The 25,737-nt window shown below is 73.1% G+C and carries 25 protein-coding genes; 10 read left to right on the forward strand and 15 right to left on the reverse strand.

Annotation, left to right across the window (positions count from 1 at the left end; translation table 11 throughout):
* Nucleotides 1-28 precede the first annotated feature (28 nt).
* Both KUM40_RS23815 and KUM40_RS23820 read right to left on the reverse strand, forming a co-directional pair.
* Nucleotides 29-1,462 (reverse strand): WGR domain-containing protein, encoded by a 1,434-nt coding sequence (locus KUM40_RS23815; protein WP_217168132.1) that lies wholly within the window; start codon nt 1,460-1,462, stop codon nt 29-31.
* A gap of 88 nt (nt 1,463-1,550) precedes the next feature.
* On the reverse strand, nt 1,551-2,624 hold the full coding sequence (locus KUM40_RS23820; protein ID WP_217168133.1) for a polyprenyl synthetase family protein: 1,074 nt from the start codon (nt 2,622-2,624) through the stop codon (nt 1,551-1,553).
* Nucleotides 2,625-2,775: 151 nt separating this feature from the next.
* Between KUM40_RS23820 and KUM40_RS23825 the strand changes: the two genes are divergently transcribed.
* On the forward strand, nt 2,776-4,683 hold the full coding sequence (locus tag KUM40_RS23825) for a TerD family protein (protein ID WP_217168134.1): 1,908 nt from the start codon (nt 2,776-2,778) through the stop codon (nt 4,681-4,683).
* Nucleotides 4,684-4,881: 198 nt separating this feature from the next.
* Nucleotides 4,882-6,765, forward strand: coding sequence for a LamG-like jellyroll fold domain-containing protein (locus KUM40_RS23830; protein WP_217168135.1), 1,884 nt, complete (start codon nt 4,882-4,884; stop codon nt 6,763-6,765).
* Between the two features lie 21 nt (nt 6,766-6,786).
* Here KUM40_RS23830 and KUM40_RS23835 read toward each other — a convergent pair whose 3' ends face one another.
* Nucleotides 6,787-8,208, reverse strand: coding sequence for an FAD-dependent monooxygenase (locus KUM40_RS23835; protein WP_217168136.1), 1,422 nt, complete (start codon nt 8,206-8,208; stop codon nt 6,787-6,789).
* A gap of 93 nt (nt 8,209-8,301) precedes the next feature.
* Between KUM40_RS23835 and KUM40_RS23840 the strand changes: the two genes are divergently transcribed.
* Both KUM40_RS23840 and KUM40_RS23845 read left to right on the forward strand, forming a co-directional pair.
* Nucleotides 8,302-8,940, forward strand: coding sequence for a TetR/AcrR family transcriptional regulator C-terminal domain-containing protein (locus tag KUM40_RS23840; RefSeq protein ID WP_217168137.1), 639 nt, complete (start codon nt 8,302-8,304; stop codon nt 8,938-8,940).
* A 75-nt stretch (nt 8,941-9,015) separates the two neighbouring features.
* Entirely contained in the window at nt 9,016-10,239 is a 1,224-nt protein-coding gene (locus tag KUM40_RS23845) for a cytochrome P450 (RefSeq protein WP_217168138.1), read from the forward strand.
* A gap of 37 nt (nt 10,240-10,276) precedes the next feature.
* Here KUM40_RS23845 and KUM40_RS23850 read toward each other — a convergent pair whose 3' ends face one another.
* The 6 genes from KUM40_RS23850 to KUM40_RS23875 all read right to left on the reverse strand — a co-directional run bounded on the left by KUM40_RS23850 (nt 10,277) and on the right by KUM40_RS23875 (nt 15,968).
* Entirely contained in the window at nt 10,277-11,539 is a 1,263-nt protein-coding gene (locus tag KUM40_RS23850) for a cytochrome P450 (protein WP_217168139.1), read from the reverse strand.
* Complete coding sequence (locus KUM40_RS23855; protein ID WP_217168140.1) at nt 11,536-12,174, reverse strand: ATP/GTP-binding protein; 639 nt, start codon at nt 12,172-12,174, stop codon at nt 11,536-11,538. Before KUM40_RS23855 ends, KUM40_RS23850 begins: the two co-directional genes overlap by 4 nt.
* Entirely contained in the window at nt 12,155-12,511 is a 357-nt protein-coding gene (locus KUM40_RS23860; protein ID WP_217168141.1) for a DUF742 domain-containing protein, read from the reverse strand. Before KUM40_RS23860 ends, KUM40_RS23855 begins: the two co-directional genes overlap by 20 nt.
* Entirely contained in the window at nt 12,508-12,927 is a 420-nt protein-coding gene (locus KUM40_RS23865; RefSeq protein ID WP_217168580.1) for a roadblock/LC7 domain-containing protein, read from the reverse strand. Before KUM40_RS23865 ends, KUM40_RS23860 begins: the two co-directional genes overlap by 4 nt.
* A gap of 123 nt (nt 12,928-13,050) precedes the next feature.
* The gene (locus tag KUM40_RS23870; protein WP_217168142.1) at nt 13,051-14,781 is read right to left on the reverse strand and encodes an ATP-binding protein; all 1,731 of its coding nucleotides are present in this window, start codon (nt 14,779-14,781) and stop codon (nt 13,051-13,053) included.
* Nucleotides 14,782-15,080: 299 nt separating this feature from the next.
* Nucleotides 15,081-15,968: a LysR family transcriptional regulator gene (locus tag KUM40_RS23875; RefSeq protein ID WP_217168143.1), complete on the reverse strand. Its 888-nt coding sequence runs from the start codon at nt 15,966-15,968 to the stop codon at nt 15,081-15,083.
* 84 nt (nt 15,969-16,052) lie between these two features.
* Between KUM40_RS23875 and KUM40_RS23880 the strand changes: the two genes are divergently transcribed.
* Complete coding sequence (locus tag KUM40_RS23880; RefSeq protein WP_217168144.1) at nt 16,053-16,958, forward strand: PhzF family phenazine biosynthesis isomerase; 906 nt, start codon at nt 16,053-16,055, stop codon at nt 16,956-16,958.
* Between the two features lie 3 nt (nt 16,959-16,961).
* Here the strand turns inward: KUM40_RS23880 and KUM40_RS23885 are convergent, their stop codons facing one another.
* Nucleotides 16,962-17,687, reverse strand: a complete 726-nt coding sequence (locus KUM40_RS23885) for a TetR/AcrR family transcriptional regulator (RefSeq protein WP_217168145.1) — start codon at nt 17,685-17,687, stop codon at nt 16,962-16,964.
* Between the two features lie 145 nt (nt 17,688-17,832).
* On the opposite strand from KUM40_RS23885, the gene KUM40_RS23890 reads away from it, so the two are divergent.
* Together KUM40_RS23890 and KUM40_RS23895 are read left to right on the forward strand one after the other, a co-directional pair.
* Nucleotides 17,833-18,987, forward strand: a complete 1,155-nt coding sequence (locus KUM40_RS23890) for an NAD(P)/FAD-dependent oxidoreductase (protein WP_217168146.1) — start codon at nt 17,833-17,835, stop codon at nt 18,985-18,987.
* Between the two features lie 114 nt (nt 18,988-19,101).
* Nucleotides 19,102-19,959: a lysozyme gene (locus KUM40_RS23895; protein WP_217168147.1), complete on the forward strand. Its 858-nt coding sequence runs from the start codon at nt 19,102-19,104 to the stop codon at nt 19,957-19,959.
* A 29-nt stretch (nt 19,960-19,988) separates the two neighbouring features.
* Here the strand turns inward: KUM40_RS23895 and KUM40_RS23900 are convergent, their stop codons facing one another.
* The 4 genes from KUM40_RS23900 to KUM40_RS23915 all read right to left on the reverse strand — a co-directional run bounded on the left by KUM40_RS23900 (nt 19,989) and on the right by KUM40_RS23915 (nt 23,399).
* Complete coding sequence (locus KUM40_RS23900; protein WP_217168148.1) at nt 19,989-20,711, reverse strand: FAD binding domain-containing protein; 723 nt, start codon at nt 20,709-20,711, stop codon at nt 19,989-19,991.
* 182 nt (nt 20,712-20,893) lie between these two features.
* A complete protein-coding gene (locus KUM40_RS23905) occupies nt 20,894-21,697 on the reverse strand; it encodes an alpha/beta fold hydrolase (RefSeq protein WP_217168149.1) in 804 nt (267 codons plus the stop codon).
* Nucleotides 21,698-21,750: 53 nt separating this feature from the next.
* Nucleotides 21,751-22,551 carry a hypothetical protein gene (locus KUM40_RS23910; protein WP_217168150.1) on the reverse strand — a complete coding sequence of 267 codons (801 nt, stop codon included), beginning with the start codon at nt 22,549-22,551 and terminating at the stop codon, nt 21,751-21,753.
* Between the two features lie 116 nt (nt 22,552-22,667).
* Entirely contained in the window at nt 22,668-23,399 is a 732-nt protein-coding gene (locus KUM40_RS23915; RefSeq protein WP_217168151.1) for a bifunctional 2-polyprenyl-6-hydroxyphenol methylase/3-demethylubiquinol 3-O-methyltransferase UbiG, read from the reverse strand.
* 44 nt (nt 23,400-23,443) lie between these two features.
* On the opposite strand from KUM40_RS23915, the gene KUM40_RS23920 reads away from it, so the two are divergent.
* Both KUM40_RS23920 and KUM40_RS23925 read left to right on the forward strand, forming a co-directional pair.
* Nucleotides 23,444-24,049 (forward strand): flavodoxin family protein, encoded by a 606-nt coding sequence (locus KUM40_RS23920; RefSeq protein ID WP_217168152.1) that lies wholly within the window; start codon nt 23,444-23,446, stop codon nt 24,047-24,049.
* A gap of 105 nt (nt 24,050-24,154) precedes the next feature.
* Entirely contained in the window at nt 24,155-24,718 is a 564-nt protein-coding gene (locus KUM40_RS23925; RefSeq protein ID WP_217168153.1) for a Dps family protein, read from the forward strand.
* 132 nt (nt 24,719-24,850) lie between these two features.
* On the opposite strand, the gene KUM40_RS23930 is transcribed toward KUM40_RS23925, so the two are convergent.
* The gene (locus KUM40_RS23930; RefSeq protein ID WP_217168154.1) at nt 24,851-25,207 is read right to left on the reverse strand and encodes a PRC-barrel domain-containing protein; all 357 of its coding nucleotides are present in this window, start codon (nt 25,205-25,207) and stop codon (nt 24,851-24,853) included.
* A 173-nt stretch (nt 25,208-25,380) separates the two neighbouring features.
* Between KUM40_RS23930 and KUM40_RS23935 the strand changes: the two genes are divergently transcribed.
* Nucleotides 25,381-25,734: a hypothetical protein gene (locus KUM40_RS23935; protein ID WP_374227413.1), complete on the forward strand. Its 354-nt coding sequence runs from the start codon at nt 25,381-25,383 to the stop codon at nt 25,732-25,734.
* The last annotated feature ends 3 nt before the right edge of the window (nt 25,735-25,737 follow it).

Here is a 25,737-nt window from a genome sequence, read left to right on the forward strand (position 1 = left end):
CCTGCATCTCACTGCACGTCACATCACGTCACCGCAGGCGCCTGATGTCCCCGCGCACCCGGTAGAAGCCGCCCGACGCGGCGTGCAGCGCGTCGACCACGTACCGCGCGCCGGGTTCCCGGATGGCCCTCGGGAACTGGACGTTCCACGACGGGTCGTACCCTTCCGACACCACGTGGATCCGGGTGCGGCCGTTGTCCTGGACGCACTCGACGACGACGGAGCCCGCGGGCGCCGCGGTCACGGTCGTCACGGCGGCGACCGCGGTGGCGGGCGCGTACGTGGGCAGGGTGGCCGCGAGTTTGACGTCGCGGGCGACGGGCACCGAGCCCTGCTGTGCGGCGGTGACCGCCGCGTCGCTCGCGTCCACGCACACCAGGGAGCCGTCGGTGGTGACCAGGAAGAGCCGCTCGTCGCGGTACTGCATCGACAACGCGGATCCGCCGCCCGTGCCCAGCTTCCACAGCCGCGTGCCGTCCCGGTCGAAGCAGTACACCGAGGACGCCGAGTCGCCGGCGAAGACGTACCTGCCGCCGGGCGAGGTGGCGCACGAGTACACCGGGCTGTCGCACTGGTACGTCGCCTCGACGGCGCCGGTCGCCTTGGACAGCCGCTGGACGGTGTGACGCGCGGTTCCCGCGTACACCGCGTCGTCCTCCTGCCAGCCGAAGAGCACGGCGCCCCGGGTGGGTGTGTGCCACAACTCGGTGCCGCCGTCCGGGGAGTGGGCCGTCACACCGTGCGTGTGCCCGTGGTAGACGGCCCGGTCGTCGGCGCGCACCATCCAGGCGTGCTCGCCGCGTCCGCCGCGCGCCCACTGGTGCTCGTCCTCGTGGTCGATGACGGTGAGCCGCCCGGCGCGGTCCGCGACGTTGAGCACGCCCTCGTGGATGTCGAGCCAGAAGATGTCGACGTCGGACGCGATGTCGTAGGCGGCGAAGGGCAGTTTGGACGACAGGTCGTACACGCGGCCGTCGTCGCAGCCCGCGTAGATCCAGAAGTCGTCGGCGACCAGGCACTTGACGCCGTCCGGCAGTTGATAGCGGGCGAGGACCTCGCCGCCGTGCGCGAGGGTGTAGACGTCGCCCGCCTGGTTGCCCACCCAGCAGCGGTCCTCGTCGATGTGGATGCCGAACGCCGCGGAGCCGGTGCGAAAGCGCCACAGGACCGGTGCGACGGCGCGTGCCGTGGACGGCGCGGAGGCCACCTGCCGGCGGGAGACCGCGCGGGGCGCGCGCTGCCCCTGCACGGCGGGCGCGTAGCCCTTGCGCACCTTCTCGCTTATCTTCTTGGCCGCCGCGGCCTCGGCCTTCTGCGCGGTGGGGAAGGTCGAGGTCTGGGTCTGTCCGGCGGCGCCGATCCTGCCGTAGCGCACGGACACGACCTGTCCCTGGACGGTGACTTCGTAGAACTTGTGCGCGCTCCCGTCGTCCTGCGAAAGCTCCAGGTACGTCCTCGACATGGCAGACCTCTCCCCGGTCGGTCCCCGCGGCGTGTCCGCGGCTCCCACTGATCACACAGTAGAAGGCCCCACTGACAACCGGCCGGGGTCAGCCGGCCCGCTCGACGCTCCACCGCGGCAGCCGCTCGAAGAAGGCGACCGCGTCCTCGCGCCACCGCGGGCGCCAGCCTGCCGCCACCAGGCGTGCCTGCTCGGCGTGGTGCCGCATGTCGGCGCGCATCCGGTCGGCCACGCCGCGACGCTCCCCGATGGCGCGGATCGCGGCGATGGTCTCCGCGGTGCAGGCGGGGTTGCCCAGTGCCTCCTCCACGACGGCACGCTCGGAGCCGCTCAGGAGGGACAGGAGCCGGACGACGGCGTAGGTGTGCCTTCCCTCGCGGATGTCGGTGCCCGTCGGCTTTCCCATCTCCTCCGCGTCACCGAACACGTCCAGGTAGTCGTCGCGCATCTGTCCGCAGATGCCGAGCAGTCGCGCGTAGCTGCGCAACTCGGTTTCGTAGGAGGCAGGTTGCTCTCCCGCAGCCAGCAGTCCGAGGTGCAGAGGGGCGAGGACCGAGTAGCGGGCCGACTTGTGGTCGGCGACGGCGTGCAGGACGTCGTCGTCCGGGGGCGAGGCGGCGAAGTCGCGCTCCAGGTCGACGATCTGGCCCACGAAGGTGTCGGCCGCGGCCCGGGTCTGGACCTCGACCATGGCCTGCCGCACCCCGACGGGCAGGGCTGCGTCCAGGAGCACGCGCAGCGAGAGGGCGAGCGCGAGGTCCCCCGCCAGTACGGTCAGGCCGAGAGCCGCCCGGGGACGGTCGGGAAACCTCTCCCGGTAGGCGTAGTACGTGGTGGGGCCGCCCCGGCGGGTGGCGCTGTCGTCGATGAGGTCGTCGTGCACCAGGCCGTGGGTCTGGAGCAGTTCGACGCTCAGGGCGGCGGCGTCCAGCCCTTCGACCGGCTCGGGGGTCACCAGCCGCGCGGCCTCGTGCAGCAGCACGACCCGCATCCGCTTGCCGCCGCGCAGCGACAGGTCGCGCAGCAGTTCGATGCAGTCCGGAGTGAAACGGCTGAAGGACGGGGCGTCCAGCGTCGCGCGCAGCGTGTCGAAGTACTCCGCGAAGAGCGTGTTGAACCGGCGCTGGTGGCGGGCGGCGCGGTCCAGCGGCTGCTCGGTCATGGCGAAGTCCTCCTGAGGGCGGGGCGGGTGGCGCGCTCAGCAGTGTGTCAGGAGGTTCCGGGGTCGAGCCGCGCGGATCGATGCAGCGACAAAACGGGATCAATGGGCATTCGAGTTGTAGGAGTTGTGGATATGCCTCCATTCTTTCTCCATGTCTCTCGCGTCCACCGCCTCCGATCTGTCCGACCTGCGCGACTACGCCTTCGAATGGGCGTTGGTCGACGTGGAGACCTCCGGTCTCGTACCGCGCCGCGACCGGGTGCTGTCCGTGGCCGTGGTGACACTGGGCCCGGACGGCGAACAGACCGGGGAGTTCTCGACCCTGCTGGACCCCGGCTGCGATCCCGGGCCGGTGCACGTGCACGGCCTGACGGCCGAGCGGCTGCGCGGGGCGCCGGACTTCGGGCAGGTGGCCGAGCGGATCGGCGCCCTGCTGGAGGGCCGGGTGCTGGTCGCCCACAACGCCCAGTTCGACTACGACTTCCTCGCCCACGAGTTCGCGCGGGCGCGGCTGCGGCTGCCCGTCGCCAGGCGGCTGTGCACCCTGGCTCTGAACCGCCGCGTCGACCCGCCCACCGACGACCTGAGGCTCGGCACCCTCGCCGCGCACTACGGCGTGCCGCAGGTGCGGGCGCACGACGCGCTGGACGACACGCGGGTCCTGGCGGGGGTGCTGCGCGCCTCGCTGCGGGAGGCCGCGCAACTCGACCTGCCGCTGCCCCTGGTGGCGTGCCCTCCCCGGCAGGACTCGCAGTTCGCGCCGAAGCCGCCGAAGACGCCGTGCGCCTTTCGCAACCCGGGACGGCTGACCGCCGGCGGCTCCCTCGTGCAGGGCATGAAGGTCGCCGTCACCGGGGAGACCCGGACCGCCCGGGCGGAGCTGGTGCTGCGGGGTGTCGCGGCGGGGCTCAACATGGTGGGCTCGGTCGGCAGGCACACCAGCGCCCTGGTCACCAACGACCCCTCCGGGGACTCGGCCAAGGCGCGCCGGGCACGTGCCGAGGGCGTCGCGGTGATCGACGAGTCGGCCTTCCTGCGGCTGCTCGGCGACGTCCGCCCCGGCACCTCGCACGAGGGCGCGGCCCCGGATCCCGCGACCGCGCCGTCCTCCTGCTCGCCGTCCCCCTCGCTGCCCGGGGTGCCGACGCCGCGCGGACCCGCGGCGTCCGAGGCCGCCGTTCCTGGCGTACGGACGGAACCGGCCCCGGCGGCCCCCGGCCCGAAGCCGGGCAGTCGCTCCGCGAAGCCGCGTGGGCCGCTCTCGGGACGGCGGGTCCTCGTGCTGGGCGGCACCCACCCCGACGCGGTGGCAGCGCGCACCCGCGTCGTCGAGCTGGGTGGGGCCGCGGCCATCAACCTCTCGGCCGGCGTCACCGACGTGGTCGTCCTCGACGGCGGCCGCGCCGACCGCCGGCTGCCCAGGATCACGGCGCTGCTCCTGCCGACGTACGACGCCGCATGGCTGGTCGCACCGGTGGTCACGGAGACACCCGGGGCGGGGCGCAGGCGCGCGGCCGCGCATGTGCTGCCGCGCGGTGGCGTCGTCGACCTGCCCCTGCCCGACGGACGGGAACCGGCGCACCGCTGGACCGTCACCGCGTCGTGGGCGCAGCAGACGGCGTGCGAGATCGACGTGGTGGCGTTCGTGCTGGACGGGGACGACCAGGTCTCCTTCGACGAGGACTTCGTCTTCTACGGTGCCCCGGAGAACCCGGGCGGGACGGTGCGGCTGCTGAGCGACGGCCCGACCGAGCAGACCGTCGGCGTGGACCTCGCCGCGCTGCCGCCCTCGGCCCGCAGGGTCGTCGTAGCCGCCGCGATCGACGGCTCCCCCACGTTCGGCGACGTCGGCGCCCTGCACATCGTCTCCGGCCCCGGCAGCAGCGCGGCGGCGCTCGCACAGGCCACGCTGGACGCCGCCACCACCGAGCGCACGATGCTCCTGGCGGAGATCTACCGACGTGGGCGGAGCTGGCGGCTGCGGGCCGTCGGCCAGGGCTACGACCACGGTCTCGGCGCCCTCGCCCGGGGCTACGGTGTCGACGTCGTCGCCGACTGACTGCCGAAGCGCGGTCCACACCGCGCCCGGTCCCGATCCCGGTCCCGAGCCGCGTCACCCCGCCGCCCCCGCCGCGCACATCGATCACTCCAGTCGCCCGCCGCGCACCATGCCGCGTTCAGCTCGCCGTCGACCCACGGTCACGGCCGCTGACCACCGTGAGCCGGGCATGGGGAACTTCCGGATTCTGGAGGGCAGATGAGCACGGCGGAACAGCACGACGGCCCGGGCAGACGCACGCTGCTGAGAGCGGCCGTGGCCGGCGGCGCGGCCACGGCCGCGGTCGGGTCCGTGACGGCGGCGGCAGCGGCAGCGGCACCCGCACAGGCCGCGGCGGCGGGCGGCGGGCGCTTCGACACCGACAGTCCGCGTTTCACGCTGGCCGTCCTGCCGGACACCCAGTACCTCTTCGACGCCGACAGCGCCGACCCCGCTCCGCTGCGGGAGACCTTCCGCCATCTCGTCGCCGACCGGTCGGCGTCGAACATCGCCTTCATGACCCACCTCGGCGACGTCACCGAACACGGCACCGAGGACGAGATCAGGCGGGCCGCCCGGACCTTCCGCACCCTGCACGGCAAGGTGCCCTACAGCGTGCTGGCCGGCAACCACGACATCGCCTCGTCGACGGACGACCAGCGGGGCGAGACGGCGTACCTGCGGGAGTTCGGACCCCGGCGCTACGCCTCGATGCCGACCTTCGGGGGTGCCTCGCCGGACGGCTACAACAGCTACCACGTCCTGCGGGCCGCCGGCCGCGACTGGCTGGTCCTCGCCCTGGACTGGCGGACCTCCGACAAGGGCCTGAGCTGGGCGCAGGGCGTGCTCGACGCCCACCCCGCCCTGCCCGCCGTGCTCACCACGCACGACCTGGCCTTCGCCCGGGAGGACGGCTCGGCGAGTCTCTCCGGCAACGGGCAGCGCCTGTGGGACGGCCTGATCCGGGCCAACGACCAGATCTTCCTGGCGCTGGGCGGGCACTACTGGCCGCCCGGCCGGACGGTGCTCACCAACGACGCCGACAACGATGTCCACATCCACATCACCAACTACCAGGACCGCTACTACGGCGGCGCCGGGATGATCCGCACATACGGGTTCGACACCGTGCGCGGGGTGATCGACGTGGAGACGTTCGCACCGTGGTTCCTGGCCCGTGACCCGGCGCGGCGCACGCCGCTGGAGGCGGAGACCGTCGAACTGACCGGCCCCGCCGACCGGTTCAGCCTGAGCGTCGACTTCGACGCGCGCTTCTCCGGCTTCTCGCCCGTCGTGCCGCCCGAGCCGCGGCCCGCCTCCGCGGTGATGCCGCGCGGCACGGTCGCCTACTGGCGGTTCGACGCCTCCGGCATGACGACGGTCCCGGACGGCGATCCGGTCGCGGACGGCTCCGTCGTACGCGACCTGTCCGGACACGGCAACGACCTCACCGTCCGCCGCCTGCACTCCAGCGGCCCCGACGCGCTCACCTGGTCGGCCGACCACCACCCCGGGCAGCCCGCACACGCCGGCCTGCGCTTCGGCGGCGGCAAGGCGCCGGATCGCGGGGCCGTCCTGCGTACCGGCCCGAGGGCGCCGCTGAACAGTGAGAAGTTCCTCCGCGGGTACACCGTCGAGACCTTCGTGCGGCTCCCCGATCCGTTCGAGGGCGACCACAACTGGATGGGCATCCTCAGTTGGGAGGGGCGCAACGGGGACGCGGGCAAGACCACCGGCTGGTCCCCGCTGGAACCGACGTGCAGCCTCAACCTGTCCCCGGAGCGGTTCCTGCAGTTCGTCGTCTACCCCCACCGCCAGGACGCGGACCCCACCTCGTGGAGCCACGCCGTGCCGGTGGGGCGCTGGATGCACATCGCGGTGGTCAACGACGGGCGCCACAGCGTCATGTACGTGGACGGCTCGAAGATCGCCCGCAATCCGACGGCACCCTCCACCGGCATCGCCACCCTCGGCAAGCCCTTCGTCCTCGGTGCCACCCAGTTCGACGAGGCCTTCGGGCAGGGCTTCTACGGATGGATCGGCGACACCCGCATCGTCGGCCGGCCGCTGCGGCCCCGGGACTTCCTCACCCCGTTCGACTGACGCCCGGCCGTCCGGCGCAGGTCAGGCGACGTGGCCGTCGGGACGCACCAGCACCCTGCGCACGGCGCTCCACCGAGGACCGGCGTCCACCGGGCGCACGGCGTGGCGGCGGGTGCCGTGCGGCAGCGGGCGGCCGGCCGGCACCGCGTCGGCGCCTTCGTGGCCGTCGAGTTCGAGCAGCAGGTGCCTGCCGTCCCGCAGCAGTGCGAAGAGACCGGTGCCGTCCGCGAAGGCCAGGTCCGGGGCCCGGCTGCCGCTCAGCGGGTGGGCGGCGCCGGGATCGGCCGGCGGGTAGTGCACGGCGAGGGCGCTGAGGCGTTCGGCGAGGGCGCGCGAGAACTCCGGGACGGTGCCGATCAGTTCGGACAGGACTTCGCGCAGCGCCTGGCCGTCGGGCGAGTAGCCGGTCATGAGGGCGGTCTGCGCCCGGGTGGAGGCGAGCAGGTCGGCGCCGACGGGATGGCGTTCGGCGTGGTAGGTGTCCAGCAGCCCTTCGGGGGCGGTGCCGAGGACCGTCGCGGCCAGCTTCCAGGCTAGGTTGGTGGCGTCCTGGAAGCCGACGTTGAGTCCCACGCCCCCGGCGGGGAAGTGCATGTGCGCCGCGTCACCGGCGAGCAGCACGCGATCCTTGCGGTAGGCGACGGCCTGGCGCGTGGCGTTGCCGAACCGGGAGAGCCAGTGGGGGTCGCGCATGCCGAAGTCGTCGCCCAGGACGCGTCGGGTCCGGTCGCGCAGCTCCTCCAGGGTCAGCTCTCCCGGGTGGTCGACGCCCCGGTCCTGCGGGGCGTGTCCCACGAAGCGGGTGACCCCGCCCGGCATGGGCACCGCCATGAGCCCGCCGTCCGGCCCCGAGGCGCTGAGCGGCAGCGCCGGGGCCCGGTCGAGGACGACGTCGCCGAGCCAGCCCCAGACGGTCGCGTCCGTGCCGGGGAAGTCGATGCCGGCGGCCCCGCGGACCCGGCTGCGGGTGCCGTCGCAGCCCACGACGTAGCGCGCCCGCAGGACGTACGCCCCGTCCGGCCCCTCCGCCGCCACCCGTACGGCATCCGGCCCCTGCTCCAGGTCCGTCACCCGGTGCCCGCGCAGGACGCGGGCGCCCAGGGCCAGCGCGTGGCCCTCGAGGAGGGCCTCGGTGCGCGCCTGCGGCAGGAACAGGGTGAAGGGGTAGGGAGTGTCCAGGACCTGGAAGTCCATACGCGAGTCCAGGGAGCCGAAGTGGCCCGTGGGCACCGGCATGCCCTCCTCGACGAAGGTGGCCGCGAGGCCTCGCATTCCCAGGATCTCCAGGGTCCGGGGGTGCAGGGTGAGTGCCTTGGAGTGCGGGTCGCGTTCCGTACGGGTCTCCAGCACGGTCACCGGGACGCCCTGCAGCCTCAGTTCCGCCGCCAGCCACAGCCCGGTGGGCCCGGCTCCGACCACGACGACCTCTTCGGTCTTCTCCATGCTCTCCCTCTCCTTCACGGCTTCTCCACGGCTTCTCCACGATGGGCCTTCTTGGTCACTGACCAATGCCACTCCTCGAACTAAACTAGGTCAGTGACCAAGAAGCAAACGGATCCCGCCCCCCGCACCCGCCTGACCCCGGCCGCCGTCGTGGACGAGGCCCTGCGGCTGCTCGACGCGTCGGGTCTTGAGGCCGTCACCACGCGCGCCGTCGCCGACCGGATCGGCGTCCGCATGAACACGGTGCTGTGGCACGTGAAGACCAAGACCCGGCTGCTGGAACTCATGGCCGACGCCGTCGCCGGCACGATCGGCTACGAGGGGCTGCCCGAGGACGCGGGCGAGCGGGCCCGCGAGCTGATGCGCCGCTACCGCCGGTCCCTGCTCGCCCACCGCGACGGCGCCGCGCTGGTGGCCGGCACCTATGCTCCGGATCCGCACACCCTGCGCTTCGCCGACACCCTCGTCGGCACCCTGGCGGACCACGAGGCCACCGGGGACACGGCGGCCTGGACCCTGTACGCCCTCGTCTACTTCACCCTGGGCCTCACCCAGGAGGAACAGGCCGCCGGCCGGGCGGACGAGCACCGCCTGCGCGAAGCCGTCGCGTCCGGCCCGTATCCCGCCCTCGCCGCGACGCTCGACACCCTGACCAGCCACACCTTCGATGCCCGCTTCGAGGACGGCATCACCCGCATCCTCGGCGGCGGCACCGGTTCCGGACGGCCATGACGCCGCGCGGTCTGTCGCGGGCGCGGCCTCGTCAATAGCCTGGTGGCGCAAGGCCGTTGTCGACCGAGGAGTCCCATGTCCACCGCGCAGCAGCTCCCCGACATCCTCTCCCCCGAGTTCGCGGCAAACCCGTATCCCGTCTACCGGATGATGCGGGACAGCGCGCCCCTCATCCGGCACGAGGCCACGCAGAGCTGGATCGTCTCGCGCTACGAGGACGTGGAACGCGTCTTCAAGGACCGGGGCGGGCAGTTCACGACCGAGAACTACGACTGGCAGATCGAGCCCGTGCACGGACGGACGATCCTTCAGCTCAGCGGCCGGGAGCACGCGGTCCGGCGCGCGCTGGTCGCTCCGGCCTTCCGCGGAGCCGATCTCCAGGACCGGTTCCTGCCGGTGATCGAACGCAACTCCCGTGAGCTGATCGACGTGTTCCGGCACACCGGCCGCGCCGACCTGGTCGCCGACTACGCGACCCGGTTCCCGGTCAACGTCATCGCGGACATGCTGGGCCTGGACAAGGCCGACCACGACCGGTTCCACGGCTGGTACACGTCGGTCATCGCGTTCCTGGGCAACCTCTCCGGTGACGCCGGGGTCGCGGAGGCCGGTGCGCGCACCCGGGTGGAGTTCGCCGAATACATGTTCCCGATCATCCAGGAGCGCCGCGAGAACCCGGGCGAGGACCTGCTGTCCACCCTGTGCGCCGCGGAGGTCGACGGGGTCCGGATGAGCGACGAGGACATCAAGGCGTTCTGCAGCCTGCTGCTCGCGGCGGGCGGCGAGACCACGGACAAGGCGATCGCGAGCATCTTCGCCAACCTGCTGGCCCACCCCGGGCAGTTGGCGGCCGTGCGTGCGGACCGGAGCCTGATTCCCCGTGCCTTCGCCGAGACGCTCCGCTACACCCCGCCCGTCCACATGATCATGCGGCAGACGGCGACCGAGGTCACGCTCAGCGGCGGCACCATACCGTCCGGTGCCACCGTCACGTGTCTGATAGGCGCGGCCAACCGGGACGAGAGCCGCTACCGCGACCCGGACCGTTTCGACATCCTCCGCGACGACCTGACCACGACGACCGCTTTCTCCGCCGCCGCCGATCATCTCGCCTTCGCGCTCGGCCGGCACTTCTGCGTCGGGGCGCTGCTGGCGAAGGCCGAGGTGGAGACCGGGGTGGGTCAGCTCCTGGACGCCCTGCCCGACCTGCGGCCGGACGACGGGTTCGACGTGGTGGAGCGGGGCGTGTTCACCCGGGGCCCGCAGTCCCTGCCGGTGCGGTTCACACCCACGGCCTGACACCCGGCGTGGCCCGTCGGGGCACGACGGGCGTGCGTCAGGGCACGACGGGCGTGAAGAGGGCGGGCAGGGTGGTCAGCCCGCGCATCCAGATGGACGGACGCCAGGTCAACTCCCCCGGCTCCACCGCGAGTACGAGGTCGGGGAGGCGTTCCAGCAGGGTCTCGACCGCGGTGCGGGCGACGACGTCGGCCAGCAGCGGGGCCGGGTACGGACACCGGTGCTCGCCGTTGCTGAAGGACAGGTGCGCGGAGTTCTCGGCGCCGGCGTGCGCCTCGGGCCACAACTGCGGGTCCGTGTTGGCGGCGGCGAGGCCGAGGACGAGGCAGTCGCCGGCCCTGATCTGCCGGCCGCCCAACTGGATGTCGTTGACGGCCCAGCGGCCGATGAAGTTCTGCGTGGGCGTGTCCAGCCACAGGACCTCGTTGAGTGCCTCCCCCACGCTGAGCCGGCCGCCCGAGACGTTCAGGGCGAAGCGTTCGTCGGTGAGCAGCAGCCTGAGCGTGTTGCCGATCCAGTTGGCGGTGGGCTGCTGGGCGGCGGCGATGACGGAGATCAGGTCCTGGACGGTCTCCTCGTCGCTCAGCCCGGCCGGGTGGGTCAGCATCCGTGAGGTGACGTCGGGTCCCGGCCGCTCGCGCTTGTGCCGGACCAGCCGGTGGATGCGCTCACCCACGCGCGTGTACGCCGCGACCGGGTCGTCCCCCTCGGCCGCGTCGAGGGAGATGCGCAGGTCCTCGACGAGCGCTTGCGTCTCGGCGCCGCTGTGCGGCATCCCGCACATGCGTACGGCGGCACGCATCGGCAGGGGGTGCGCGTAGCCGCTCATCAGCTCGGCCCGGCCGCTGCCGGCGAAGGAGGCGATGAGCCGGTCGGCGAGCTGCCGGCAGTCCCGGGCAAGCTCGAACTGGTCGATGCCCGAAAGCGCCTGGGTGATGACGCCGGCCCGTCGCCGGTGTTCTGCGCCTTCGGTGAACAGAACCGACGGCTGGTGGCCGACGTAGGGCATCAGTGGCCAGTCGGGCGGGATGCGGTCCCACTGGTTCCAGCGGCGCGAGTCGCGTGCGAACAGCTCGTCGTGGCTGGTCACATAGCTGACCTCGGGGTAGCCGAGGACCAGCCAGGCGGGGACGCCCCCGTCGAGGAGTACGGGCGCGACGGCGCCGTGCTCGCCCCGCAGCCCGCGGTACAACTCCGACGGCGTCTGCTGGTACTCCAGTCCGGCCAGCGGTACGGCGTCCGGGTGCGCGGGGCAGACCGGGCCGGCGGTGCGGTGGGGTGTGGGGTCGAGGTCGGTCACGATGCGCTCTCCTGGGCCAGGGCCAGTTGGTAGAGGTGGTCCACGAGGGTGACCAGCACGTTCTTGCCCGACGTCCGCACCCGCGCGTCGCAGTCGATCAGCGGCACGCGGTCGGGCAGTGCGAGTGCCAGTCGGATGTCGTCCAGGGAGTGCCGGGCGGAGTCGTCGTCGAAGCGGTTGACGGCGACCACGAACGGGGTCCGGTGGTGTTCCAGCCGGTCTATCGCGTACCAGGAGTCGTCCATCCGGCGGGTGTCGACGAGGACGACCGCGCCCAGGGTGCCGGCGAACAGCCGGTCCCACAGGAACCAGAAGCGTTGCTGGCCGGGGGCGCCGAACAGGTACAGCACCATGCGGTCGTTGAGGCTGATCCGGCCGAAGTCGAAGGCCACGGTCGTGGTGGTCTTCGCGGTGACCCCGCCGGTCTCGTCGACGCCGACTCCGGCCTGGGTCATCACCTCTTCGGTGTTGAGCGGCCGGATCTCGCTGACGGAGCGGACGAGGGTGGTCTTGCCGACCCCGAAGCCGCCCACGACGACGATCTTCAGCCCGGTCTCCGCGGCGTCGGTCAGGGGCTTGCGGCCGGAGGGCGTGGTGGTTTCGGAGCCTGTCGTGTCAGAGGTTGCGGAGCCCATGGAGCACCTCCTGGAGAAGGGCGGTATCGGGGTGCGACGCGGTGGACTGCCCCAGGCGCGGGTGGCGGGCGGTGATGGTTCCGGTGGCGAGCAGGTCGCCGAGCAGGATGCGGACCACCGTGATCGGCAGTGCCAGCTCGGCGGCGAGTTCGACGACGGCCGTGGGGTGCCGGCACAGGTCGAGGATGCGGACGTGTTCCGACTGCATGCCGGCCGACGGCCGGCACTCGGCGACCACCAGGGTGACGAGGTCGAACGAGTCGTCGGCGCGGCTGCGTCCGCCGGTGACCGTGTAGAGCCGGTCGGGTGCGCCGGTGTCCACGAGCCTGCGCGTCACGGCGTACTGCTCCCGGGGGCGGCGTGGCGCGGCTCGGCCCGCAGGTGCTCACCGATCTGGTCGACCATCTCGGTCATCTGGTGGCCGACCACGCCCGGGTCGGCGTCCTCCACCGCGACGACGGCGAGGTGCGCGCCCTCGCCGGCCTCCACGATGAACAGCAGCCCGCCGTGGAACTCGGTCATGGAGTGCCGGACGCCGCCGGTTCCGTTGCCGAACTCGACGGAGGCGCCCTGGGCGAGGGCCTGGATGCCCGAGCAGATCGCGGCGAGCTGGTCGGCCCGGTCCAGGGTGAGGTGTTCGGTCCAGCAGAGCTTGAGGCCGTCGCGGGAGAGGACGAGGGCGTGGCGGGTGCCGGGGGTGCGGTCCAGGAGGTTCTGCAGGAGCCAGGTGAGGCTGTTGTCGGTGGTCTGCATGATGGGTGAGGGGACGGTGGTTCCTGGTGCTGCGGTCACCGGCCCGTTCCTCCAATCTCACGAGCGACACGAACGGAAGGGGGCGAGGCGGCGCCGATACGCGCCGTGCGGTGGGGGCGCGGGCTAGCCCGAGGGGGGTGGTTCGGGCGCCGGCGCCCCGCCGGCCGCCCCGGACCGGCGCCCGCGGTGGAAGGCGCCGAAGCTGGCCCCGGCGTCACGTGGGGCGGTCGCCGTCCGGTCGGCGGGCTGCGGGTGCTGGTCCCGGCGTTCGCGCTCGGCCTCGGCCTCGGCCTCGGCCATCGTGCGGCCCGGGGAGCGCATCGGCAGCCCGCCCGGCGTGGCGGGCGCGGCGCCCGGGCGCGCCGCTTGTTCCGGGAGGCTGGTCCGCTCCACCGGCCGGGCGCCCGGGACGTGCCGCGTGCGCGCCGGGGCTTCCGCGGCGGGGGCGGGGCCGGGCACGGCGGAGGCTCCGCCGAAGGTACGGCCGGTCATGGCGGGTGAGGGGTCCCGCTGCTGGGCGAGCAGTTGGGGCGGCACCAGGACGACGACGCCGGTGCCGCCGCGCGAGGAGGGCCGGTAGCTCACGCCGACGCCGTACTTGGCGGCCAGCCGTCCGACCACGGCGAGGCCGAGGCGCGTGCCCTGCAGCGAGGCCAGGTCGGTCGTCCGCCCCGACACCGCCTGTTCGGCGTGGCGCATGGCCGCGTCGGCCATCTTCAGTCCGCTGTCCTCGATGGTGATGACGATTCCGGCGGTACGTTCCTCCACGTAGACGTGGACCTCGTCGATGGGCGGCGAGAAGTTGGCAGCGTTGTCCATGAGTTCGGCGAGCAGGTGCATGACGCCCTCCGCCGCGTAGCCGGAGATCGCGGCGCCGGTGGAGCAGTGCATCCGGACCCGCTGGTAGGCGGCGATCCGGCCGACGGCACCGCGCAGGATGCTCTCCATCACGATGGGTCTGTTCCAGGCCCGGCTGGAGCGTCCGCCCATCAGGAGGGCCAGGCGGTCGGTGATGAGGCCGAGCTGCGAGGTGCTGTGGTCGAGCCGCAGCAGATCGCCGAGGACGTCCTCGCCGTGACGATCCTGCATGTCCCTCAGGTCGGCGAGCATGCTGACCGCTTTGGCCTGGACGCGGCTGAGGGACTTGGCGGAGGCGGCCTGCGCGGCGGCGGTGCGCCGTTCGCTGTGGGCCAGTTCCCGGACGAAGAGCTCGGCGCAGGCGCGCGGTTGGGGTCCTCGTGGCCACTCCAGCTCGGCGAGGACGATGTCCGCCGAGGTCCCGTCCCGCAGCTTCTCCACGGCGGCGGGCAGGGTGCTGCCCGTCAGGTGTTCCAGTTCGGCGGCGCTCCGGCGGGTCTCCTGAAGCGCGTGGCGACGCCGGGACTCGGCGTCCGCCGCGTGCCGTACGGCGTCCTCCACCAGGAGGGCGAAGCCCTGTGCGACCTGACGCAGGTGTGGACCGGAGGCGGGCGCGGTGTTGGCGACGGCCTCGTCGGCGCCGGTGCCGTCGCGCACCTGCTGTGCGATGCCCGGCAGCGCGACGTTGACGAGGTGCGCGAGGGCGGCGTTCTCCTGCGCGAGCCGTGCCTTGAGGGCGCTGATCTCCGTCCGCCGGTCCGCCGCGGTCCGGCGCGCCCGCCCGACCAGGTGGGAGCCGAGGACGACGGACACGGCGACGCACAGCCAGGACGTCACCGCGAGGGTCGCGGTCCAGCTCCGGGCGGCCTCGGGGGCCGCCGCCCAGGCGGCGCCCGCCGCCGCGGCGGCGGTCGGCAGCACGAGCAGGGGGATGGCTGGGGTGGAGCGGCGGGGTTTCTGCGTCCGGGGCGGGGTGGGGGGTGCAGACACTGACATTCCGCGGTCCCTCGGGTCCTTGAGAGCGGGGAAAAGGCCGGTCGACATGGGTCGGCCACGGGCCGGAGCCGTCCCACCGAGTGAGTGGTGATCACTCCGGCGGGCTTGCGGCTCATGCTAGTCATCGCGTGGGGCACGCATGCCGGACCGACCACAGACCCCACCGAGGAGCGAACTTCGCCGCCATCCCGCCAATCGAACGCATCGATGTGGTACAGGCGTTCTGGGTGAGACGGGTGGTCCAGTGCCAGTGCCAGTGCCAGTGCCAGTGCCAGTGCCAGGGCCGTTGCCGGTACCGTTCAGCCGGCCAGTTGCCGCACGAGGGCCTGCGCGACCTCGCGCGCGGCCGGTGCGGTCCATCGCCGACGATGCCGGGCGAGCCGTACCGGCACGTCGGGGAAGCGGGGTCCGTCGACCGTCACCAGGCGCCCGCGCCGCAGTTCCTCGGCCACCGTGATCAGCGGCAGCAGGGTCAGTCCCAGACCGGCCGCCACGCAGTTGCGCGCCGCGTCCACGCTGCCGAACCTGGTCAGCCTCGGCCGCGCGTCCGGCACGTCGAGCAGCCGGTGTGCCAGCGCGTCGCTGTAGGAGCAGCCCTCCTCCAGCAGGAAGAAGCTCTCCACCGCGAGTTCCGGCCAGCTCGCCGCCCGCTCCCGCGCGGCCAGGGGGTGTTCGGGTGCGGAGACGAGGGCGAGCGGCTCGCGGCCGACCGGTTCGGTCGTCACGTCGCGGAAATCCGTCTCCTCCTCCAGCAGCAGTGCCAGGTCGAGGCGTCCGGACCGCAGTCCCCCCACGCACTCCTCGGTCCCGGCCGCGTAGAGGTGGACGTCCACCTCGGGGTGGCTCGTGCGCAGGGCGGCGACGACCGCGGGCAGCCGGCTCGCGCACAGGGACTCCGGGCTGCCGACCACCACCCGTCCCGACACCACGCCGGCGTCCTCGCTCCCGGCCCGCAGCCGTGCCACGGCGTCGAGTACCTCCTCGGCCCGCTCCAGGAGCCGGCTGCCGGCGTCGGTGAGCAGCGCGCCGGTGGGCAGGCGGTCGAAGAGCCGGACGCCGAGGTCCCGTTCCAGGGTGCGGATGTGCACGGTGACCGTGGACTGGGCCAGGTGCAGTTCGGCCGCGGCGGCGGTGAAGCCGCCCGTGCGGGCGAGCGCGGTGAAGGTCGTCAGCAGTCGGGTGTCCACGCGGCCAGTCTATTCGGAACCCCGATGGAGGGCATCGGAATCGATCGTTGGACACGATCGGTGCCGGGTGGCAGCGTGTCCGCCATGACCACCGACGCGACGGGAACGAGCCTCGTGGAAGACCGAGAAGAACGATCCGAGCCGACGACCGGGATCCTGCGCTACTCGGCCTTCACCCATGCCCCGGCGGGCGGGAATCCGGCGGGGGTCGTCCTGGACGCCTCCGCACTCGACGCCACGCGGATGCGGGCGATCGCCGCCGAGGTCGGCTACTCCGAGACCGCCTTCGTCACCGGCGGCGACGTGGCGAGGCGGCGGTTCGGGGTCCGGTACTTCAGCCCGCTCGCCGAGGTGGCGTTCTGCGGGCACGCGACGGTCGCGCTGGCAGTCGCCCTCGCCGAGCGGCTGGGGCCCGGCGAGATCGTCCTCGACACGCCCGCCGGCGAGATCCCCGTGTCCACGACGGCCGACGGGACCGGAGCGGTGCGGGCCACTCTCACCAGCGTGCCGACGCGTTCGCGTCCGGCTCTCGCCTCGGAACTCGAGCCCGCGCTCGGGGAGCTCGGCTGGGCTCCCACCGATCTGGATCCCGCTCTGCCCGCCCACGTGGCGTTCGGCGGCAACGACCATCTCGTACTGGCCGCGGCGTCCCGGGCCCGGCTGGCGGACCTCGACTACGACTTCGACGCTCTCGCCGAGGTCATGCGGCGGCACGGCTGGACGACGGTGGACCTGGTGTGGCGCGAGTCGGCGGACCGCTTCCACGCCCGCAACCCGTTCCCCGTCGGTGGCGTCGTGGAGGACCCGGCGACGGGAGCGGCGGCCGCCGCGTTCGGCGGGTACCTCCGCGAGCTGGGTCTCGTCCCCCGCCCCGGCACGATCGCGATCCGCCAGGGTGAGGACATGGGCCGCCCCAGCGACCTGCTGATCGACGTGAGCCCGCGGGATCCGCGCACCCGGGTCACCGGACAGGCGGTGCCCATCCCGTAGGCGTCAGGGCGTCGATCCCGTCGATCCCGTCGCTTCCGTCGCTTCCGGCAGTGGTGTGCGCAGGGTGCCGTCGAGCAGCATGCGCAGGGCCCAGGTGCGGCGCAGCTCCGGCGTGCCGGAGAGCAACTGGTCGGCCCGTGCGGCGATGTTGGGGTGGTCCCGCGGTGAGGCGTCGCGCAGTGCTCCGGTCAGCTCGCTCCACTCCTCGTCGGCGTGGGGCGACTGGGCGCGGGTGGAATGCTCCGCCGCGCCGGCCGTGGCGACGAGGAGCAGGACGTCCACGCCCCAGGCCGCCTGGCCGTCCGGGACGCCGCCCTCCTTCAGCAGGGACAGCAGCCCTTCGAGCAGGTTGAGGAAGTTCGGTCCGGACGGGCGGGCGGAGACCGCGCTGCGGGCGAGGCCGGGGTGCTGGTAGAGGACGTCCTCGTAGGAGCCGAGGACGGCCTCGACGCGCTCGCGCCAGTCGCCCGCCGCGCGCACCGGGCCCAGGTCGACCTCGCCGAGGAACTCGTCCAGCACCGCGGCGTGCAGCTCCGCGGTGCTGGCGACGTACACGTACAGCGAGGCCGGCCCGGTGTCGAGTTCCTGGGCCAGGCGCCGCATCGTCACCCGCTGCAGGCCCTCGGCACGCAGGACACGCACCGCGGTCGCGACGATGCCCGCACGGGTGAGGGCGGGTTTGGCGGGGCGTTCCCGGCGGCTGGGCCGGGGGTTCTGGGCAGCAGGCATGCGCTCACGCTAGCGAACACGTTCGGCCACGGGCAAAGGCCGCCCGGATCCGGCCCGAGCAGCGGCGAACTTGTTCGTAACGAACACGTTCGTTACGCTGAAGGTGCAGAGCGGGAGCAGAAACGACACCAGGAGGCGGATCGTCATGAAGGACCACCAGCCCGTATCGATCATCGGAGCCGGCCTCGGGGGGCTCACCCTGGCCCGGGTGCTGCACACACACGGCATCACGGCCGTCGTCCACGAGGCGGAGGCCTCGCGGCGGGTCCGCACCCAGGGCGGCATGCTCGACATCCACACCGAGAGCGGCCAGGCCGCACTGCGCGCGGCCGGGCTGTACGAGGAGTTCCGCGCACTCGTCCACCCCGGCGGCGAGGCCGTCCGGGTCCTCGACAAGCACGGCACGGTGCGCTGGGAGGCGGCCGACGAGGGCACCGGCGGCCGGCCCGAGGTCGACCGGGGCCACCTGCGCGACCTGCTGCTCGACTCACTGCCCGAGGGCACCGTCCGCTGGGACCACAAGGTCACCGGCGCCCGGCCGCTGGGCGGCGGCCGCCACGAGGTGGCCCTGGCCGACGGCTCCTCGTTCACCACCGGCCTGCTCGTGGGGGCCGACGGCGCCTGGTCGCGCATCCGCCCGCTGCTCTCCCCCGCCGGGCCCGGGTACACCGGTGTCTCGTTCGTCGAGGCGGACCTGCGGGACGCGGACGTCCGTCACCCGGGCAGCGCGGCCGTCGTCGGCGGCGGCATGCTGTTCGCGCTGGGCGACGGCCGGGGCTTCCTCGGCCACCGCGAGACGGACGGCAGCCTGCACGTCTACATCGCGGTACGGACCGGCGAGCAGTGGCTGGACTCCATCGACTTCTCCGACTCCGAGGCTGCCAAGGCGGCCGTGGTACGGCAGTTCGAGGGATGGGACGAGAGCCTGACGGCCCTTGTCGGGCAGGCGGACGGCCCGCTGGTCCCCCGGAAGCTGCACGCGCTCCCGGTGGACCACCGCTGGCAGCGCGTCCCGGGCGTGACCCTGCTCGGCGACGCCGCACACCTGATGTCGCCGTTCGCCGGTGAGGGCGCCAACCTGGCCATGTTCGACGGCGCCGAGCTGGCGCGGGCCCTCGTCGAGCACGGCGAGGACACCGAGAAGGCCCTCGCCGCGTACGAGCAGGACCTGTTCCCGCGCAGCGCGGAGATGGCCGAGGGGTCCGCGGCGAGCCTGGAGCTGTGCTTCGGTCAGGCGGACCCCATTGCCGGCCTGCTCGCGCTCTGGTCGGACGGGCCGGGCGGGGACGGCCCCGCCTGAGACCCCCGGGCAGCCCCGCACCGAGTGCCGCGCCAACCGTGGGGAGGGCACCGGCAACACCGTCTGGGCCACTGTGAGATGCGGTCGGGCCCGACACCGGATCGGATGGGTGCCATGCGCAGACCCATAGCCGTGGCATCACGCCACTCACGCCTGCTCACGTCAGGCGTCCTCCTCGCCGCCCAGTCACTCCTCCTGACCCTGTCCGCGGTCCCGGCCTCGGCCTCGGACTCGGACCCGGGCACCGCCGGCGACACCCGGACTCCGGTCCGCGGTTCCGCCCACATGGGCGAAGGTGTTCTCGCCCACGAAGGGATCCAGGGCCGGCCCGTCGGCACCCGGGTCGCCCAGACCGAAGGTGTGGACGTCTCCAGCCATCAGGGCAACGTCGCCTGGCCGACCCTCTGGAAGAGCGGAGTGAAGTGGGCCTATGTGAAGGCCACCGAGGGAACCTCCTACCGCAACCCGTACTTCGCCCAGCAGTACGGCGGTTCCTACGACGTCGGCATGATCCGCGGCGCGTACCACTTCGCGACGCCGGACACCGCCGGCGGTGCCGCCCAGGCCGACTACTTCGTCGACCACGGCGGCGCCTGGTCGAAGGACGGCAAGACGCTGCCGGGCGTCCTCGACATCGAGTACAACCCGTACGGCGACACCTGCTACGGCCGGACGTCGAGTCAGATGGTGAGCTGGATCAGGAACTTCCTGAACCGGTACAAGGAGCGCACCGGCCGCCACGCCACGATCTACACCTCCACCAACTGGTGGGCGCAGTGCACCGGGAACTACAGCGGATTCGGCGCGAGCAACCCGTTGTGGATCGCCCGGTACGCCTCGACCGTGGGCCCCCTCCCGGCCGGCTGGGACTTCCACACGATGTGGCAGTACACCTCGACCGGGCCGACCGTCGGGGACCACGACAAGTTCAACGGAGCACTGAACCGCGTCAAGGCCCTGGCCAACGGCTGACGCGGACGCGTGGAGCGCCGGCCGCCCGATCAGCGGCCGGCGAGGGGGCCCAGGATGTCGGCGACCTGCTCGCGCACCACGTCCCGGGCTCCGGGCGGCAGCGCGCCGATGTCCGTCCCCTCCAGCGTGCCGAGCGCCCCTTCGGCACCCGCGTCGCACGTGGTGGTCTCGCTGAGCACCTCGTAACCGTCGCGGACGGCGACGCGCAGCCGGCGCCGGCCCTCTCCGTCGGCGTGCACGGCGGTGGCGACGACCAGGGGCGGGGGCCCGCCCGCCGCGGCGGGCTGCTTGCGGTAACCGCTGGCCAGGGGGGTGTGCCAGCGCAGGCCGAGCAGCAGGTGACGCTTCGCCATCACCTCGGCCAGATCGGTCTCGTAGGCCCGGTCGGGGCCCAGCACCGTGGCGCGGGCTTCCAGTACGAGGGCCGCGGGCAGCAGGCAGCGCAGGCTGCTGCCGACGAGGTTGCCGCCGACCGTGGCCGTCCGGCGTACGGCGCCGGTCCCCACCGAGCCCGCCGCCTCGCGCAGTACCGTCGGCACGCGGTCGTCTATGCGGTGCAGCACGACGGCCGCGCCCATCGACTCGGGTTCGACGGCGGTCGCCTCCGGCAGGTCGCGCAGCGACATGGCCAGCTCCGGGAAGCCGTCGCGTTGCCAGGTGGCCCACACGAGGGTGGCCCCGCCGATGGGCACCGCCCCCTGCGCCATGCACTCCTGTGCTTCGGACACGGACGTGGGCAGACGCAACAGCATGGCTCGACCTGCTTCCCGGGAAGCGGCGGTCGGACGACGCCGCGTCTCCCGCCGCGTGATCACGGCCACTGGGATTGTCCGTACCGCCAAGGGGGCGCGTACAGGGCTCACGCAATTCTCGTATGCGCCCTTCGCGCGCCGGTCCGCGCGCCCGCCCTTGCGCCGGCCCTTGCGTCGACCCGTCATCCGAGCGCGGCGAGGAACTCCAGCAGCGCGGCGTTGAAGCGGTCGGGCTGCTCGGCGCCGGGGAGATGGCCGGCCTTCTCGACGACGGTCAGGGTGGAGTGCGGGACCAGGCGGTGGATGGACTCCGCCTGAGCCACGGGGGTATAGACGTCGTCCGCCCCGACGACGACCAGGACGGGCGCCTCCACGGTGGCCAGGACGTCCCGGTAGTCGGCGCGTTCGGCCCGGCCGCGCAGGGCCGCCGCCGCGCCGCGGGGGTCGGTGGCGCACATCATCTCGAGCACGCGGGCGGCCACGTCCGGCATCCCGGTGACGTTGTAGGCGGCGAGCATCTTGTCGATGACCTCGTGCGCGTAACCGTCCATGCCCTCGGCGAGGAGCCGGTCGGCCAGGCGGTTGCGGACCTCCTTGCCCTCGGCGGTCTCGGCGGGCGCGGAGGTGTCGGACAGGACGAGCGCGCGGACCCGCCGCGGGTGACGGCGCTGGAACTCCATGGCGATCTGCCCGCCCATGGAGACGCCGCCGACCACCGCGCGTTCGATGCCCAGGTGGTCGAGGAGCGCGGCGAGGTCGTCGGCGAAGTCGGCGAGCAGCACCTTGCCGGTGCTCACGCCGCTGCGGCCGTATCCGCGCAGGTCGGGGGCGACGAACCGGTGGCCGGCCGCCGTCAGTGCCGCCGCCTGTGGGGCCCACAGGGTGCGGTTGAAGGGGTGACCGTGGATCAGGAGAACCGGGAGCCCGGTGGTGGGCCCGAGGTCGTCGTAGTCGATCGTGGCGCCGCGCACGGTGATCGGGTTCATTGGGCGACCCTAGCGGGAGGGCGGCCGGCCTCGGGGGGCGGCGTACGGCCGTCTCACGGTCCGAGCAGGGCGTCGGCCAGCTCGGCGCCCAGTTGCTCGCCCTCCTTGCGGACCAGTGCGGGGACCTCCGCGTTCCACGCCACCGCGGCGCGGTCCAGGGACTCGGCGAAGGCCCGCCGGGCCCGGCGTCCCAGGACCGCCGTCGCGACGGGGACGAGCGGGCGGGCGAAGGAGCGGCCCCTGGCCCGTGCCTTCACCGTCACCCGCCAGCGTCCGTCCGGGGCGGGGCGCGGCACGACCGTCACGGTGACGCGGGCCAGCGCGTGCGTCAGGGTCCCGCTCAGTGGCGCGCGGGAAGGGCCGCGGCGGTGGCTCGTCGCCTGCGGCCACCACCGGTCGAGGTCGAGGTGGAGCTGCCCGGTGCCGCCGAGGTATTTCGCCCGCTTGCCGCCGCTCGACCGCAGGGTCGTCGACAGCGACGCCTCGCGTGGCCGTGCGGCGTTCGTGAGCCGCAGGACGCAGACGCAGACCAACTGTGCCCGGTGGGCCGGGTCGTCGTCGCGGGTGACGACCTCCAGCGCCGTCTCCCGGCGGCGGTCCCAGGCGAGAACGGTGACGCTCTGGCCGGCGTCCGGTTCCCCGTCCTTCTCGTTCACGGGCCGGTACTGCGCGCCCGGCCGCAGATGCCGCCCCCGGGCCAGCACCAGGCCGGGCAGCGGACGTCCGTCGGGCAGCCTGAGACCCGCTTCCCCGACGTCCGTGCCCTCCGCCAGGTCGTGCAGCGCGGCGACGCACGACTCCAACCAGCGACGGGGCACGGGGGCGAGGGTCACGGTGTGCTGGAAACGGGCCATGGGGCCCAGGATGGACGCCGGAAGGGCGCCGGGTCATGGGTGCGGCCGGGCAGTGAGGGGGCGGTGCTGGTTGCCGGTTTCCGGAGTTCTCCGGCGCGTGGGAGGCGTCGGGGTCGCTACGCCCGGGGACGCCGCGCGACGAAGACGAACTCGCGGCCCTCGCGGTCGGGGGCGCCGCGCACCTCCCGTACGGCGAAACCCTGTTCGACCAGATCCGCCTCCACCTCCTCCCGCTCGCGAAAGCGCAGCGTCGAGTCGGAGGTCAGCACCTCGCCGTCCGCGCCGAAGACGTAGGTCCACCGGAAGGTGACCAGCGGGCCGCTCACGTCCAGCAGCCGGCACCAGCTCTCGACGGTGCCCGTACCGGGGAACTCCGCGACCTGGTGCGTGTGCTCGCGGGTCCACTCCTCCCAGGCGCGCCGGGCCGGGTCCCGTGTCTCGAAGACCAGGTGACCGCCGGGCCGCAGGGCCTCGTACGCGCCGCGCAGCGTCCCCTGCCAGGAGGGCCGGTCGGTGATCGCCTGGGCGACGTTCGCCGTCATGGTCGCGAGGTCGACGCGCAGCCTGGGAAGCGAGGTGGCGTCGCCCTCGATCCAGCGCACCCGGTCGGCGCCCGTCCTGGCCCGGGCCACGCCGAGGCTGGCCGCGGCGGGGTCGACGCCGACGACGTCCACGCCGCGGCCGGCCAGCAGCAGGGCGAACACCCCGGTTCCGCAGCCGATGTCCAGCACGCTCCGTGCGCCGAACTCCTCGGCCATGCGCAGATACGGGTCGAGGTCGCCGCGATCGGTGTCGAACACGTCGTAGAGCGCCGCGAGCCGCGGATGTCGGAAGCACTCGTCAGCCATACGGCCGACGATAGCGGCGGGCCTGCCGGGGAAAACGGGTAGGCATGCGCGCACTCGTCGTCAACTGCACTCTCAAGCCCTCCCCCAAGCCGTCGAACACGGAGGCCCTCGCCGCCACGGTCATCGCGGCGCTCAAGGGCCACGGGGCGGAGGTGGACGTCGTACGGGCCGTGGACCTGAACCTGAGACCGGGGGTCGAGACCGACATGGGCGACGGTGACGACTGGCCGGACGTGCACGAGAAGCTGCTGGCGTCGCAGATCCTGATCATCGCGTCGCCGACCTGGCTCGGCCGCCCCTCCTCCGTCGCCCAGCGGGTCCTCGAGCGCATGGACGCCATGCTCGGTGAGACCGACGACGAGGACCGCCCCGTCGCCTACAACCGCGTCGCCGGTGTCCTGGTCACCGGGAACGAGGACGGCGCCCACCACGTCATCAGCGAGATCGGCGGCGCACTCGCGGACATCGGCTACACCATTCCGGGCCAGGCCTGGACCTACTGGCACCTCGGCCCCGGACCCGGCCCCGACTTCCTCGACGACGAGCGCGGCCACGACTGGGCGGTCTCCACCGGCCGGGCCATGGCGTCCAACCTCGTGCACGCGGCGCGTGCCCTCGGTGCGATGCCGCTGCCGGCTCCGCCGTCCTGATCCCGGCGCCGTCCCGGTGCCGCCCGCACATGTCTGCCGGAGCCGATACGGGGCATTCGTGCACGAGCAATGACGTACGAAACGCATGAGGAGCTGAGGTCCGCCATGACGCACGACCTGACCCCGAAGTACACGGTTCCCGGCATCGAGCGGGAGGCCGCCGGACGGCTGATCGGTGTGCTGCGGATGCGCCTGCACGCCCTCAACGACCTGCACCTGACCCTCAAGCACGTGCACTGGAACGTCGTGGGCCCGCACTTCATCGCCGTGCACGAGATGATCGACCCGCAGGTCGACCAGGTGCGCGAGATGGCCGACGAGGTCGCGGAGCGCATCGCCGCCCTCGGCGGGGTGGCCCAGGGCACTCCCGGCGCGCTGGTGGCCGAACGGAAGTGGGACGACTACTCCATCGGGCGGGCCGATGCCATCGCCCACCTCGGTGCGCTCGACGTCGTGTACACCGGCGTGGTCGAGGGCATGCGGGAGGCGGTCGCGGAGGCCGGCAAGATCGACACGGCCACGGAGGATCTCCTGATCGGCCGGCTCAGGGACCTGGAGCAGTTCCAGTGGTTCGTGCGGGCCCATCTGGAGAGCGCCGGCGGCACGCTGGCGACGGGCAGCGCGACGTCCGAGACGGAGGCGGCGGCACGCGGCGCGGAAGTCGCCTGAGGGGCGCGGCGGCGTTGTGACAGGGCACGAGGCCGACCGGACGCCTTGACAGTCCGGTCGGCCCAGGCCCGAGGCCCGGCCCCGCCCCGCTCCCGAGGAGGCCCGTCGGCGGGTTCGGCGAGTTCGGTAGGTTCAGCGGCGGCCGAGGCGGCGTTCGCCGCGGCTGCCCGGCTCGTAGGGCAGGTGGTAGTGGGCGAAGACCGCGCCTTCGTCCTCGGCGGCCAGTTCACCGTCCGGGTCGATCCCGGGCGCGTCCTTGACCAGCGACTTGTCGTAGGTCACCTTCAGGTGGGCCGGTGCGACGGTGGCCTTGTCCACCGGGACGAAGACGAGACGCCGGCGGGTCGGCAGACCGATCGTGACCGTGGCGAAGGCGGGCCGGTCGGTGAGGGTGTCGAAGTAGATGGACTCCAGAGTCCCGATTTTGCGGCCGTCGTAGTCCACGACGTCGAGGCCGCGCCAGTCACGAATGTTCTCGGCTTCAAACATGCCCACTCTTCCCTTCCGAGGACGTGCTCACTGTCTGGTTCCCCACTTCGCGCGCCTGTCGCCTGTTTGTCCCCTCCCCGGCGTACGGAATCCGGGCGCGATAGGCTGCCTGGCCGGAAGTGGCGCCCGAATGGGGGACGGACACCCGGCGGAGTTCCGAAGGGGATCGAGTTGTGGATGGCACAGGCGCGATGGGCGGCCCGGCCCGCGTGCGCGGTGGTGCCGTACTGGAAGTGGGGCCGCTGGCCGGCCGTCCCGGTTTCCGTGCCGGCGGAGAGATCGGCGTGACCACCCGGCTGTCCTGGGAGAACGCTCTCACCGAACTGTCCCGGCAGCACACGGACGTGTCCTACGTCGAACTGTCCGGCGTGCGGTTCGTCGACGTGGCCGGGGTGGCGGCACTCGCCGTCACGGCCATGAACCTTCCGTCCGGCCGGGTCGTGGTGGAGCGGCCGCCGCCCCAACTGCCGCGGGTGCTGGACCTGTTCTGGCCCGCCCTGCACCGGATCGAGGTGGCGCCCCGATGACCA

Origin of the sequence: Streptomyces sp. AC512_CC834, assembly GCF_019049325.1 — a bacterium.
In the GTDB taxonomy this organism is placed as follows: Bacteria; Actinomycetota; Actinomycetes; order Streptomycetales; family Streptomycetaceae; genus Streptomyces.